At 62.7% G+C, this 14,280-nt stretch carries 9 protein-coding genes; 5 read left to right on the top strand and 4 right to left on the bottom strand.

The annotated features are described in order from the left end of the window. The first annotated feature begins 106 nt into the window (after window positions 1–106). From gltB to ACGHIZ_RS08485, 5 genes are all read left to right on the top strand, one after another. Window positions 107–4,804: a glutamate synthase large subunit gene (gene gltB, locus ACGHIZ_RS08505; RefSeq protein WP_390447500.1), complete on the top strand. Its 4,698-nt coding sequence runs from the start codon at window positions 107–109 to the stop codon at window positions 4,802–4,804. 5 nt (window positions 4,805–4,809) lie between these two features. After that, on the top strand, window positions 4,810–6,291 hold the full coding sequence (locus ACGHIZ_RS08500) for a glutamate synthase subunit beta (protein WP_373591124.1): 1,482 nt from the start codon (window positions 4,810–4,812) through the stop codon (window positions 6,289–6,291). A gap of 354 nt (window positions 6,292–6,645) precedes the next feature. Continuing rightward, the gene (locus tag ACGHIZ_RS08495) at window positions 6,646–7,353 is read left to right on the top strand and encodes a hypothetical protein (RefSeq protein WP_390447497.1); all 708 of its coding nucleotides are present in this window, start codon (window positions 6,646–6,648) and stop codon (window positions 7,351–7,353) included. Window positions 7,354–7,618: 265 nt separating this feature from the next. Beyond that, a complete protein-coding gene (locus tag ACGHIZ_RS08490) occupies window positions 7,619–8,707 on the top strand; it encodes a hypothetical protein (protein ID WP_390447494.1) in 1,089 nt (362 codons plus the stop codon). A 296-nt stretch (window positions 8,708–9,003) separates the two neighbouring features. Then, on the top strand, window positions 9,004–10,374 hold the full coding sequence (locus tag ACGHIZ_RS08485; RefSeq protein WP_390447491.1) for an amidohydrolase family protein: 1,371 nt from the start codon (window positions 9,004–9,006) through the stop codon (window positions 10,372–10,374). Window positions 10,375–10,507: 133 nt separating this feature from the next. Here ACGHIZ_RS08485 and ACGHIZ_RS08480 read toward each other — a convergent pair whose 3' ends face one another. The 4 genes from ACGHIZ_RS08480 to ACGHIZ_RS08465 all read right to left on the bottom strand — a co-directional run bounded on the left by ACGHIZ_RS08480 (window position 10,508) and on the right by ACGHIZ_RS08465 (window position 14,157). Then, a complete protein-coding gene (locus ACGHIZ_RS08480) occupies window positions 10,508–10,981 on the bottom strand; it encodes a hypothetical protein (protein WP_117639812.1) in 474 nt (157 codons plus the stop codon). Between the two features lie 146 nt (window positions 10,982–11,127). Further along, the gene (locus ACGHIZ_RS08475) at window positions 11,128–11,400 is read right to left on the bottom strand and encodes a metal-sensing transcriptional repressor (RefSeq protein ID WP_055285698.1); all 273 of its coding nucleotides are present in this window, start codon (window positions 11,398–11,400) and stop codon (window positions 11,128–11,130) included. 48 nt (window positions 11,401–11,448) lie between these two features. Then, window positions 11,449–11,670: a heavy metal-associated domain-containing protein gene (locus ACGHIZ_RS08470; RefSeq protein WP_349103111.1), complete on the bottom strand. Its 222-nt coding sequence runs from the start codon at window positions 11,668–11,670 to the stop codon at window positions 11,449–11,451. Window positions 11,671–11,817: 147 nt separating this feature from the next. Next, window positions 11,818–14,157: a heavy metal translocating P-type ATPase gene (locus ACGHIZ_RS08465; protein ID WP_390447488.1), complete on the bottom strand. Its 2,340-nt coding sequence runs from the start codon at window positions 14,155–14,157 to the stop codon at window positions 11,818–11,820. Between the last annotated feature and the right edge of the window lie 123 nt (window positions 14,158–14,280).

The following is a 14,280-nucleotide window of genomic DNA, read 5'->3' as shown; positions in this document are numbered from 1 at the left end:
TGTGCGTTACGCGATTGTTTCGAAACGGGCGGGAAACACAACGATGCCCTGATGCTCCTACTATGCCTATTCAACTGACTGTCTAAATATCTAGGGGAGGATCGCGATGCAGGCAGATTCCGCTCAACAGCAGGGCCTTTATCGCCCCGAATTCGACCACGATGCATGTGGCATCGGCGCACTTGCCGATATCAACGGTGAGCGCCATCACCAGATTCTGGACGACGCGCTGTCCATTCTGGTCAACTTGGAGCACCGCGGCGGCACGGGCCTCGAGAAGAACACCGGCGACGGTGCCGGCATCCTGTTCCAGGTTCCGCATCACTTTTTCCGTAAAGAGGCTCAAAAGTGCGGCCAGATTCTGCCGGCAGAGGGCGACTATGGTGTGGCCATCCTGTTCTTTCCGCAGGATGACAAGGGCGTAGAGGATGCCCGCCGCGTGTTTGAGGAGGGTTGCGCCGAGGCCGGCGTGCCGCTGCTCTTTTGGCGAGAGGTGCCCGTCGACCCGCACGACCTGGGTGAGACCGCCCGCGCCTGCATGCCCACCATTCTGCAAGCCTTTCTGGGCCGCCCTGACGATACGCCGGCGGGTGACGCCTTCGAGCGCCGCCTGTACGTGTGCCGTCGCACTATCGAGAAGAAGGCCGATGCCGAGTTTGCCCTGCGCGACAAGATCTTCTACGTCTGCTCCATGAGCTCGCGCACTATCGTGTACAAGGGCATGCTGGTCGCCACGCAGATGCGCCGCTTCTTCATCGATCTCAACGATGCCGCCGTCAAGACGGCCGTGGCGCTCGTCCACTCGCGCTACTCCACCAACACCACACCCAGTTGGGAGCGCGCGCACCCCAACCGCTTTATCATCCACAACGGCGAGATCAATACCCTCAAGGGCAATGTCAACTGGATTCGCGCCCGCGAGCCCAACCTGTACAGCCCCGTGCTGCAGCACGATCTTGAGCGCGTGATGCCCATCATCAACCGCGAGGGCTCCGATTCCGCGATTCTGGACAATGTGCTTGAGTTCCTGGTCATGAACGGTCGCCCGCTCACGCGTGCCGCGTCCATGCTGCTGCCCGAGCCGTGGGACCACAACGACAGCCTGAGTGAGGAGCGCCGCGCCTACGACGCTTACCAGTCCATGCTCATGGAGCCGTGGGATGGCCCGGCCGCCATCGCCTTTACCGACGGTCGTACCTTGGGTGCCGCCCTCGACCGTAACGGCCTGCGTCCCGCCCGCTACTATGTGACGCGCGACGGTCGTTTTATGCTGGCAAGCGAGGTAGGCACCATCGAGGTGAGCCCCGAGAACATCCTGACGAGCGGCTGCCTGGGACCAGGCCAGATGCTCGAGGTCGACTTTGCCCGCGGTCGCGTCATCTACAACGATGAGCTGCGCGCCCGTTACGCTAAGGAAAAGCCCTACCGTGATTGGATTGCCGAGGAGACGCTGACCGTCGACGCGCTCGATAGGCCTGCCGCGGCAACGCCCGCCGAGGATGCCGAGGTGCCCGCCGCCGTGCGTATGGCCAAGCTCGGCTACCACTGGGATGACGTCGACGAGGTCGTGCGTCCCATGGCCCAGCAGGGCAAGGCACCGCTCGCCTCGATGGGCATCGATGCGCCGCTGGCCTGCCTGTCCAAGAAGACACGCTCGTTCTTTGATTACTTCTATCAGCTGTTCGCCCAGGTCACGAACCCGCCGATCGACGCCCTGCGCGAGCATATGGTCACCTCGACCACGCTCTACCTGGGCAACCACGGCAACCTGCTCGAGGATTCCCGTACGGCCTGCCAGCTGGTTCGCCTGGAGCGTCCGCTGCTGAGCGAGGAGGAGTTCGACCGCATTTGCGCCATCGACCGCGTGGGCTTTAAGACTCGCCGTTTCCGTGCCGTCTACCGTCGTGACGCCGGCGAGGGCGCGCTGCAGGCTGCGCTCAAGCAGCTTGCAGAGGACGTTGAGGCTGCGGTCCGCGACGGCGTGAACATCGTGGTGTTGAGCGATCGTGCCGCTGCGGGCGAGGTGCCCGTGCCGTCGCTGCTCGCCGTGGGCTGTGTGCACAACCACCTGATTCGCGCTGGCGTGCGTACCTTTGCCGACATCGTGGTGGAGTGCGGCGATGCCGTGTCCCCGCACGACTTTGCGGCGCTGGTGGGCTACTCCGCAAGCGGCATCTATCCGTACAATGCGCATGCGTGCATCCGCGACTTGGCAGCACGCGGCGACCTGGACGTGACGGCCGAGCAGGGCATCGACAACTACAACAAGGCCGCGACGGCGGGTATCGTCTCCATCATGTCCAAGATGGGTATCTCCACGGTGCAGAGCTATCACTCCGCGCAGATTTTCGAGGCCGTCGGCTTTACTCCGGAGTTCGTCAACGCGTACTTCGCCGGCACGGTGAGCCGTGTGGGCGGTATGGGTGTCGAGGACGTTGAGCGCGAGCAAAACGAGCGCTATGACGCCGCGCTCGCCATCCTTAAAAGCCCGGCTCCCGATCAGCTGCCCACGCTGGGCCTGACCAAGTGGCGCCCGCTCGGCGGCGAGGAACACCTCATCGACCCCCAGGCCGTCTACCTGCTGCAGACCGCCTGCCGTGAGGACAGCTACGACACCTTTAAGGAGTACAGCGCCCGCCTGCACCGCACCGGCCGTGCCGTGCGTCTGCGCGACTTGCTCGACTTTGATGCCAGCGGCCGCACGCCGGTTTCGCTCGACGAGGTCGAGCCCGCGCTCAACATCGTCCGCCGCTTTAACACCGGCGCCATGTCGTACGGCTCCATCAGCAAGGAAGCACACGAGTGCATGGCCATCGCCATGAACCGCCTGCACGGCCGTTCCAACTCCGGCGAGGGCGGTGAGGATCCGCGTCGCGAGACCCCGCTGGCTAACGGTGATTCCAAGAACTCCGCGATCAAACAGGTGGCAAGTGCGCGCTTTGGCGTGACGAGCCGCTACCTGTGCAGCGCCTTCGAGATTCAGATCAAGATGGCCCAGGGCGCCAAGCCCGGCGAGGGTGGCCACCTGCCCGGCAAGAAGGTCTACCCCTGGATTGCCGAGGTCCGTCAGTCCACGCCCGGCATCGGCCTGATCTCGCCTCCGCCGCATCACGACATCTACTCCATCGAAGACCTGGCCGAGCTCATCTTTGACCTTAAGAACGCCAACCCTGGCGCACGCGTGTCGGTCAAGCTGGTCAGCGAGGCCGGCGTCGGCACCATCGCCACCGGTGTGGCCAAGGGCGCTGCCGACAAGATCTTGATCAGCGGCCACAATGGCGGCTCGGGTGCCGCTGCTCGCGATTCGATCTGGCACGCCGGTCTGCCGCTGGAGCTTGGCCTTGCCGAGGCCCAGCAGACGCTGCTGCAAAACGGCCTGCGCTCGCGCGTGGTGCTCGAGGCCGACGGCAAGCTCATGGACGGCACCGATGTTGCCGTCGCCTGCCTGCTGGGCGCCGAGGAGTTTGGCTTTGCGACCATGCCGCTCATCTCGATGGGCTGCCTCATGCAGCGCGACTGCCAGCAGGATACCTGCCCCGCCGGCATCGCCACGCAAAACTGCCGCCTGCGTCGCGGCTTCCGCGGCAAGCCCGAGCACGTCGAGCACTTTATGCTCTTTGTTGTCGAGCAACTGCGCGAGGTCATGGCGAGCCTGGGCTTCCGCACCGTCGACGAGATGGTCGGCCATCCCGAGTGCTTGCGCCAGATTGAGGTCCCGGGCAACCGTAAGGCCAACCTGCTCGATCTGTCGCCCGTGCTGGCGAGCGCGACCTGCGAGTTCGGTGCCCATATCCCGGGTGCCGACGGTCGTCACTTCCTGCCGCAGATGGCCGCGGACAGCGAGCTCGACAAGACGCTCGACTCCACGCTGTTCGTGCCCTATACGGCCGATGCCCGTGCCCACTTGCGTCCGATTCGCTTCCGCGCTGATATCGCCAACGTCAACCGTTGCGTGGGCACCATCCTGGGTAACGCGGTGACCAAGGCGCATCCCGAGGGCCTGCCCGCCGGCTCCATCACCATCGATTGCGATGGATCGGCCGGTCAGGGCTTTGGCGCCTTCCTGCCGCGCGGCATTACGCTCAACGTGTGCGGCGACGCCAACGACTACTTTGGCAAGGGCCTTTCGGGCGGCGAGGTGTCGGTGCGCCCCAACCCGCATGCGACCTATAAGTTCGACGAAAACATCATCGTGGGCAACGTTGCGTTCTTTGGCGCCACGAGCGGCCGTGGCTTCATCAACGGCCTGGCCGGCCAGCGCTTTGGCGTACGCAACTCCGGTGCCACCGTGGTGGTCGAGGGTTGCGGCAACCACGGTTGCGAGTACATGACGGGTGGCCTGGCGCTCATCCTGGGCGAGGTCGGGCAGAACTTCGCTGCCGGCATGACGGGTGGCGTGGCTTATGTCTTTGACCAGTACGGCACGCTCGATGCCCGCGTGAACCACGAGAGCGTTGAGCTCAAGGCCCCGACTGCCGGCGAGCTGGCGCAGATTCGCGAGCTCATCCAGGAGCACGTGGACGCGACGCAGAGCCCGCGCGGCATCAAGCTGCTCTACAGCTTTGAGACGATGAGCAAGCACTTTGTGAAGGTCATTCCGACCGAGTACGAGCGTGTGCTGGCGATTGTCGCTGCGAGCGAGGCTGCCGGCAAGACACATGCGCAGGCAGAGGAACTGGCGTTTGACATTGTGACCGGTCGCGCGAGCGCCGCGGATGTCGCTCGCTTCGATATTGCGGGCGGTGCTGCGGGTGCTGCGTCTGTGGCTGCCAGCTCTGTTGCTTCGACCAAGAAGGAGGCGTAAGTGCCATGGGTAAGCCCGGTGCTTTTCTTGATATCGATCGCGTGACCCACGAGCTTCGCCCCGTGGAGGAGCGCAGCCGTGATTTCGATCCGCTGTACGTGGAGCTCGACGACGACGCACGTCGCGCCCAGGCGAGCCGCTGCATGATGTGCGGCGTGGCGTTTTGCCAGATGGGCGCGAGCTTTGGCAAGGCACGTCCGAGCGGCTGCCCGCTGCACAACTTGATTCCCGAGTGGAACGAGCTGGTGTACCGCGGCCGCTGGGATGAGGCTGCCGAGCGCCTGTCGCTCACCTCGCCCATGCCTGAGTTCACGAGCCGCGTGTGCCCGGCACTGTGCGAGGCCGCGTGCAACCTGGGCTCGGTCGACGGCCAACCCACGACGATTCACGATAACGAGCGTGCGATCAGCGACCATGAGTGGGCCAACGGCGGCCCACGTCGCTTTGAGCCGGCAGGGGAGGACGCGCCCTCGGTCGCCGTGGTTGGTTCCGGCCCGGCTGGCCTGGTGGCAGCATGGGAGCTTGCACGTCGCGGTGCCCGCGTGACGGTGTTTGAGCGCGACGACCGCCCCGGCGGCCTACTCATGTACGGCATTCCCAACATGAAGCTCGAGAAGTCTGTGGTCGAGCGTCGTGTGGCGCTCATGCGCGAGCTGGGTATTGTGTTCGAGCTGGGCGCCGACGTGAGCGATCCCAAGGTTACCGCCAGGCTCGACGACTTTGACGCCGCCGTGGTGGCTGCCGGCGCCCGTGCTCCGCGTGGACTTTCGGCTGCGAACATTGATGCCCCGGGCGTGGTGTATGCCGTGGACTACCTGACGGCTTCGACCGTCTCGGTGCTCGATGGCGGTGAGCCTGCTATTGACGCACGCGGCCTGGACGTCGTGGTCATTGGCGGTGGCGATACCGGCAACGACTGCGTGGGTACCGCGGTGCGTCAGGGCGCGCGCAGCGTGCGCCAGTTTGAGTTCTTGCCGGCTGCGCCCGATAAGCGCGCGGCAGGCAACCCCTGGCCGCAGTGGCCCAACGTTAAGAAGACCGATTACGGCCAGCAGGAGGCTATCGCTGCGATGGGTGGCGAGATGCGTGCCTGGGCCGTGGATACACTCGAGGTGCTGCTGGACAAGAAGGGTGCGGCTGCGGGTCTGCGCGTGGTCGATCTGGACTGGTCGGCGGGAAAGCCCGAGCGCATCGCGGGCTCCGAGCACGAGGTGCCAGCGCAGCTGGTGCTCATCGCCTGCGGCTTTACGGGTCCGGAGTACGGTGTGTTCGATGCGGTGAGCGTGCCTGTTGCCACCGCTGGTCGTCCGCTGCCGGTGATGGCTGCCGAGGGCTCGCATCTCGCGGCTCGCACGGAGGGCGTCGCCGCGGATGCCGCGCCGGTGTATGTGGCGGGTGATGCCCGCAACGGCAGCTCGCTCGTGGTGAGTGCCATGGCCGATGCCCTGGCCTGCGCAGCCGAAGTCGCCGAGGCGCTGGAGCTGTAAAGTAGTCATTTAAGAACGTCCCCAATGACTAGCCATTTTTTTGTCTAGTCGTTGGGGACACTCTTTGCGAGCAATTTGCTCGTTTGTCGATGTGCGGGTGTTCATTTGTCGACTTCTTGGGCTGTGGTCACCTGTTGTTTCTGTGGTGGCTGCAGGCATCTGGCTCAAAAGGGCGGGTTGGCCGTCTATGTTTGCCTGCGGTTTTGTTGCGGTGCACATTTTCGGTCAAGCTTTTCGTCAAGTGTTTGGTCAGCATCTGGTTTGCAGTCGGAGGCCTATTTTGCCCGCGCTGGTCGTGGCTGCCCACCCTCCTCGTAAGCTCAAATTGAGGTCCATCAGTTTGAGGAGGATGCCATGACTGACCACGCTTTTGACCGAGCAGAGCTGGCTGAAGCCGTCGGCAACGATATTGCCGACATGGCTCACTTTTGGATGCTGCGGAAGTTTCAATTCCTGGAGCCGGCGCGCGAACAGTTCGAGATTATCGTCGCCCCGTGGCTCAGCTATTGCGAGGAACCTTCTCAAAACGAAATCATGGCCTACAACATGGCGTTTACCGATTGGCTGCTCTTCGAGCGCCCCTATCGCCATGGCAAAACGCTGCTCGAGCTATATGTTGACGAGCCGCCGGCATCGCTTTCGCCTGCCTCGCTCAAGCGGCTCGAGCGGGTACGCGACACGCAGTATTTCTCGCGCTTTGGCATTTTGGACAAGAATCCTGCGTCCGGCATGGTCGTGCTGAAGGACACGCGCACCGATCATCGCTTTGATGTCTACGACCCGCATATCGTGCAGAAGGAGCATTGGAACGACGGCGCGATTGCGGTGCGCCTCGCCTGCGTCGACGATGTCTGGCTTACGGCGGGACAGCTCTACCTGTATGACATCGCGCGCCTGAACGACACGGCGGTCGACGGACCGGGTGCGGTGCATCCCGAGGATCTGCAGGACGGCTTTGACACCTCGTGCATCAGCTTCTTCTTGCGTCTGGTCCGCGACATCATGGGCGCCCAGGGGCGGTACGTAAAGTCCCTCAACATCTACGAACAGGAATGGGGGTAGAGGATGGGCGGTTGTCGCCTGCCTTGCCTTCTGCCCTTTTGTCTCGATCTGTAACGTTTGGGGACAAAAACCAGTCTATCTGTTACAGATCGAGACGAATGCTTGGGCGCCGCTGGTTTGTCTAAATCTGTAACGTTTAGGGGCCTGGAGAACGTCTTACTGGTACAGATCGAGACGTTTGGCACCTGGCTGGGGGGAATGTCTCAATCTGTAACATCTACAGTACAAAAATCGGTCTTCTTGTTACAGATCAAGACGTTTGTCGGTGGAGGCAACGGTGACGATGGTCCATTTGTCCGATGTGGTGGTGATGGAAGTGTCTAATACCGTTTTCAAGCACAAGCATACGACTCGCAACACGTTGGCGCGGAATAGGATGCTCGCGCGACTCACGGAGGCGACCGAGCAAGGTGCGCTGCTCGCAACGCATGACAATGCCGAGCTCATGTGGCTGCGGCGTCATGTTGGAACCGACGATATCGCGGAACCCGAGCCGTATTTGTTCTGCTTTCAACATGATTGGGGTGTGCTGACGCCGGCGGAGCGAACGCTGAGTACCATCAAAGGGCTTGCAGAGTTTCATCCCGATTGGGCGTTTTGGGGCTATGACGCGGCGCTTTTGTGGGGTCTGGAGGTGCCGAATGATCTGCTTGGGTCGCGTTTTCTTGTTAAGACGGGTTGTTCGGTGACGTTGAGCGGCGGGTGCAGGTTGTTGCGTCCGCAGATGGCGGGCGCACTCGAGCATGTTGATGGCGTGCGGGTGACGTCGTTTTGGCGCACGGTGGAGGATTGCCTACTGCGTGCGCCGTTCTCCTACGGGTTGGCGATTGCCGATTCTGCACTGCGGGCGAAAGGCGTATCACGTGGGGATTTGTGCGAGCGCCTCCGCGCCGATTGCGAGGGCAGGCGAGGGTATCGCAGGGCACAGGTGATTGCGTCGTATGCGGACGGGCTGTCTGAAAACGGCGGCGAGTCTCGGTTCCGAGCATTCTTTATTGCGTACGGCTTCCCGGTTCCGGAGCTGCAGGTGGAGTTTCGCGACCCGCTCGATCCGAGCCAGGTGTTTCGCGTCGACTATTTTTGGCGGCTCGAGGACGGGACGTGTGTCATCGGCGAGCTCGACGGAAAGGGGAAGTACACCTTGCAGAGCGGCGAGGGTCGGGAGTCGGTTGACCCATTCGTGGCAGAGCGTCAGCGGGAATCTCATCTGACAATGCTCGGGCATAAGGTGCTTCGGTTTACGTTTGATGAGCTCAAGAATCCGGGGAAGCTGATCGAGAAAATGAGGCTGGCGGGTATTCCTCGGCAGGTTGAATTGGCTGAGGAGTGGAGATGCCAGTGGTATGGGCGCTGAGAGGTTTTGTCTCGATCAGTAACGTTTAGAGGTTGTTTGAGCTCGTAATTGTTACAGATCGAGACAAGCCGGTGAAACGTCGACCGAATGTCTCGATCTGTAACATCAAGGGGCCTAATAACCCTGTACCTGTTACAGATCGAGACATTTCCCTGGTGTCGCTGGGGTGGGACTGCAACGTGTTCCGTCTCCCCACATCCCCTCTTTCTTCCGTTAACCGATGCGTCTGCAGCAATCCAGCGGGACTAGGTGATAATGAACAAATGTTCAAGTTAATCGTGAGGGAGGAGCTCGATATGGCATCTGCCGATCGTCCCACATTGTTTATCAATGCGACCGTTCTGGATGGTTCGGAGCATATGGAGCCGCAGCCCGATATGGCCGTGGTCGTCGAGCGTGGCATCATCACCTGGATGGGACCGAGCGCTGTGGCCCAAGCTCCAGCGGGGGCCGAGGTCATCGACCTGGCAGGGGCGTATCTCATGCCGGGCCTCATCAATATGCACGTGCACCTGTGCGGTTCGGGCAAGCCGGTCTCGGCGGGTGATGCGGGCGCGCTGATGAAGAAGCTCGACAATCCCGTGGGCCGCGCCATCGTTCGCCACATCCTCAAAGGCAGCGCCCAGCAGCAGCTGGCAAGCGGCGTGACTACGGTGCGCGGTGCGGGTGACCCGCTGTTTGCCGACATCGCCGTGCGCGATGCTATCGATGCCGGCAAGTATCAGGGTCCGCGTCTGGTAGCGCCGGGAACGGGCGTTACAGTGCCGGGTGGCCACGGCGCGGGGCTGTTCGCGCAGGTCGCCAATACGCCCGACGAGGCGGCCGAACAGGTGCGCGACTTGTACGCGCGTGGTGCCGACGTCATCAAGTTGTTCGTAACGGGCGGTGTGTTCGATGCGACCGAGGTGGGCGAGCCGGGCGTGCTGCGTATGCCGGTGGAGGTTGCCGCGGCGGCGTGCAAGGCGGCGCACGAGGTGGGCCTGCCGGTTATGGCCCATGTCGAGAGTACCGAGGGCGTGAAGGCCGCGCTTGAGGCCGGCGTCGATACGATCGAGCACGGTGCCCCGATGACGCCCGAGATCCTGGAGCTGTACCGTGGCGCCGCGGGCACGCAGCTCGAGGGACGTGCGCCCAGCGTTACCTGCACGATCAGCCCGGCGCTACCGTTTGTATTGCTCGACCCGGAAAAGACCCATTCGACCGATACGCAAAAGAAGAACGGCGACATCGTGTGCTCGGGCATTATCGAGAGTGCTCGTGCGGCGCTGGAAGCTGGCGTTAAGGTGGGCCTTGGCACAGATTCGAGCTGCCCGTTCGTGACGCAGTACGACATGTGGCGTGAGGTGGCCTATTTTGCCAAGTATGTCGGCGTGAGCAACGCCTTCGCGCTGCATACGGCTACGCAGGTCAATGCCGAGCTCCTGGGGCTGGGCGGCGAGACCGGTGCGATCGAGTGCGGCAAGGCCGCCGATATTCTGGTGACGCGCAAGAATCCGCTCGATGACCTGTGCGCTCTGCGTGAGCCGATACATGTGATGTGTCGCGGTGATCTGGTACGCAAGCTCAAGGTAAAGCGTATTCCCGAGGTGGACGCCGAGCTCGACGCGATTATGGCCATGCCGGCCGAGGCGCTGGCCGAGGAGCTCGCCCGTGACGGTGTGGCATAGGTGTGACAAAGGTGTAGCTCCGTTGCCGCATGTAAAAAGCCGAGGTCTCAACACGAGGCCTCGGCTTTTTTATCGAACAAATACTTAAGATTTGGGACAAACAAACCTGATTAATTTGTCCCGCGTGCGGGCGCTAGGAGCGGGTTTCCATCTTAGCGTGGCACTTGGGGCAGGTGACGCGGATCTTGCCCTTGCCCTTGGGGACGGAGAGCATCTGGCCGCAGTTGGGGCACTTGAGGTATGCCGTGGTCTTGCGACCCTTCCACATCTTCTTGGCCGTGCGCTTGGCGCGCTCAAAGTCTTCCTTGCTCGTTCCAGCCGCGCGCGAGGTGCCGGCCGCCGCAGCGCCGCCGCCCAAGCTGGCGACAAACTTGCCCAAGCCGGGGACGTTCGCGGTCGCGGTGACAAAGGCAGCGTTTTCCTTGCGACGCGCATCGATGTTTTTGGACAGGCCGCGCAGCACGCCAATCACGATCACGGCGATGGCGATCCAGCTGAGCCACTGGATGCGGGCTATCGATCCGATCATCGCGATGACGATGCCGGCAAAACCCATCACGATGGTGAGTTCATCGGCACCATTGCGACCCTTCATAAAGTCATTCATGCAAATTGCCTTTCGTTCGATATGCTGCTCGCCTTTATACCCGATTTAGAGCAAGGGGGACAGGTTAATCTGCACCAAGGTGGTGCAAACGTACCTATCCCCGATACACCAAGATGGTGCAAAGCAGTCTGTCCCCAATGCCCCAATTACTTGGAGAGCTTGTCGACGACGCGTTCGATCTCGGCGAGCTTGGCGGCTTTGAGGTCTTCGTCGCCCGATTCGATTGCCGAAGTCACGCAGCCCTCGATATGCGCCTTGAGCACATCGGCGTTGATGCGCGCAATGAGCGCCTGCGTTGCCATGAGCTGCGTGGAAATATCGACGCAGTAGCGGTCCTCATCGACCATCCGCAAGATGCCGTCGATCTGGCCGCGTGCCGTCTTGAGCATGCGGGTCACCGATTTGTGGTCTGCCATCATGGCGGGTCCTCGTTTCTGGTCGATGGGGTCGAATGCTTCTGGTAGCTGCTACGCGGCGGTCACGGATAGGGCGTGGAACTTCTCGCCGGCGCTCTCGACAGCGGCGGCGAGCTGCTCGGCGGTCACGGTGTCGGCGCACTCCACCTGGACGGTCTGAGTCTCGTGATCGGCATCGGCGTCGGTCACGCCGGCAACGTTGAGCAACGCCGTCTCGACGGTGGCGTCGCAGTGGCCGCACATGAGGCCGGAAGTCTTGATTGTGTATCGCATCGGTATTCCTCTCTGTTGTGTCGGCTTTCCCAGGCACCCGACCTTGGCCTTCAAGCCGTCGCTCGCGTACCAAAGTACGCGTCGCTCCTCTTTCAGGTCAATCTCGGGCACCTGGAAAACCCGTTCTAAATGGACTTAAGGGTGAACCTATTTTGCCACTTTAGGCTTAAAGGTTCGTAGGCGCAGCGCATTGCTTACGACGCATACGCTCGACAGGCTCATGGCCGCGGCGCCGAACATCGGCGAGAGCTGCCAACCGGTGAGGGGGAAGAACACGCCTGCCGCCAGCGGAATGCCGATGCCGTTGTAGAACAGCGCCCAGAACAGGTCCTGCTTGATGTTGCGGATCGTGGCGCGCGAAAGCTCGATGGCGCGCGCAACATCCATGAGGTCGCTGCGCATGAGTACCACGTCGGCGCCCTCCTTGGCGATGTCGGCGCCGGTGCCGATCGCAAGGCCCACGTCGGCGCGCGCCAGGGCGGGGGAGTCGTTGATGCCGTCGCCCACCATGGCGACCTTGCCGCCCGCATCCTGCAGTTCGCGCACGTGGCGTTCCTTGTCGGCGGGGAGGACGTCGGCGATGACCTGTTCGCTGGTGAGTCCCACGCGGCGGGCGATAGCCTCGGCCGTCACGCGGTTGTCGCCGGTGAGCATGCGCACGTCGACGCCGAGCTTGCGGAGCGCGGCGATGGCCCCGGCGCTCGTCTCTTTGACCTCGTCAGCCACGGCGATGGTGCCGACAAGCTCGCCGTTCTTGGCAAAGAACAGCGGTGTTTTGCCCTCGGCGGCAAATTGCTCGGTAAGACCCGCGGGCACGGTAACGCCCAACTCGTTCATCAGGCGTACGTTGCCGGCGGCGATGACATTCTGCCCCTCGCGCGCCGTTACGCCACGACCGGGCACGGCGGCAAAGTCCTCGACCATGCGCGCGACAATTCCGCGTGCCTCGCACTCGGCCATAATCGCCTCGGCCAGCGGGTGCTCGCTCGAGCGCTCCAACGCGGCGGCCAGCTTGAGCAGCGACTTTTCGCTCATGGCGGGCGAGCCGTCGGCGCGCACGGCAACCACAATGTCGGTCACGGCCGGCTTGCCGCGGGTGACGGTGCCGGTCTTATCGAGCACCACGGCGCCCACGTTGCGCAGATTCTCCAGCGCCTCGGCGCTCTTAAACAGAATGCCCATCTCGGCGCCCTTGCCGGTGCCCACCATAATGGCGACGGGCGTGGCCAGGCCGAGTGCGCACGGGCAGCTGATCACCAACACGGCCACGGCGGAGGTGAGCGCCTCGTTTATGCTGCCGGTCAGCGCCATCCATACCGCAAAGGTCACGGCCGAGATCACGAACACCACGGGCACAAACACGCCGGCGACCTTGTCGGCCAGGCGGGCGATGGGCGCCTTGGTGGCGTTGGCGTCCTCGACGAGCTGGATGATTTTGGCAAGCGACGTGTCGGCGCCCACGCGTGTGGCACGGAAGGTAAACGAACCGGTGCGGTTGACGGTGGCGGCGTTGACGGTGTCGCCGGCGGTCTTTTCCACGGGGATGGACTCGCCGGTGAGCGCACTCTCGTCCACGGCCGACGCGCCCTCGAGTACCACGCCGTCGACGGGGATAGACTCGCCGGGGCGCACGCGCAGGACCTGGCCGGGAAGGATACTGTCGACGTTCACCGTGGTCTCGGTGCTGTCATCGGCAACGACGGTCGCGGTCTTGGGCGCCAAGTCGATGAGCGCCTCGATGGCGCCGCCGGTCTTGGACTTGCTGCGCGTCTCGAGGTATTTGCCCACGGTGACGAGCGACAGAATCGTGCCCGCGCTCTCAAAATAGAGGTTGTCCATGCCCGTCATCATGGCCTCGTGGATTTGCCCGGCGGCCAGCTGGTCGGCCATGATAAACATGGCATAGAACGACCAGGCGACGGAAGCGGTGGCGCCTACGGCAATAAGGGCGTCCATGGTGGGCGCGCCGTGCGCGAGCGATTTAAACCCGTTGATAAAGTACGCGTCGTTGACATAGACGATGGGGATAAGCAGGACGAGCTCGGTGAGGGCGAGCGTCATGCTGTGGGTATGGTCGGTGAAAATGCCGGGCAGCGGCCAGCCAAGCATGTGCCCCATGCCTATGTAGAACAGTGGGATGAGGAATACGATCGAGACGATGAGACGAGTGCGCATGGCAGAGGCGGCGGCCTCCAGTTTTTTGGTGGGCGACTCCATATGGGCGGCGCCGGACCCGGCTTGCGTACTGCCGCTTTGGGCGGCGTCGGTGCCCGTGCTGACGGGTGAGGCCGAGTAGCCAGCACGATCGACGGCGGTGCAGATGTCGTCGGGGGTGACCTGCGCGGGGTCATAGTCGACCATCATGGAGCCGGCGAGCAGATTGACCGCGACGCTCTCGACGCCATCGAGCTTGCTCACGGCACGGTCCACGTGCGCCTGGCAAGCGGCGCATGTCATGCCGCCCACGTCGAACTTATCTTGAGCCATGGCTTCTCCTTTCTGTGGTTCGCTGTTGGAATTGTTAACCTGCTGATACTATACACCCATACCCCCTGGGGGTGTCCAGTAATGGTTGGAATGTATGACTTTTCATTACAGATGAGGGCGGCT

The sequence above is a fragment of the Collinsella sp. i05-0019-G5 genome (genome assembly GCF_042851345.1).
Taxonomy (GTDB): domain Bacteria; phylum Actinomycetota; class Coriobacteriia; order Coriobacteriales; family Coriobacteriaceae; genus Collinsella.
This window is presented reverse-complemented; position numbering and strand designations above follow the sequence as displayed.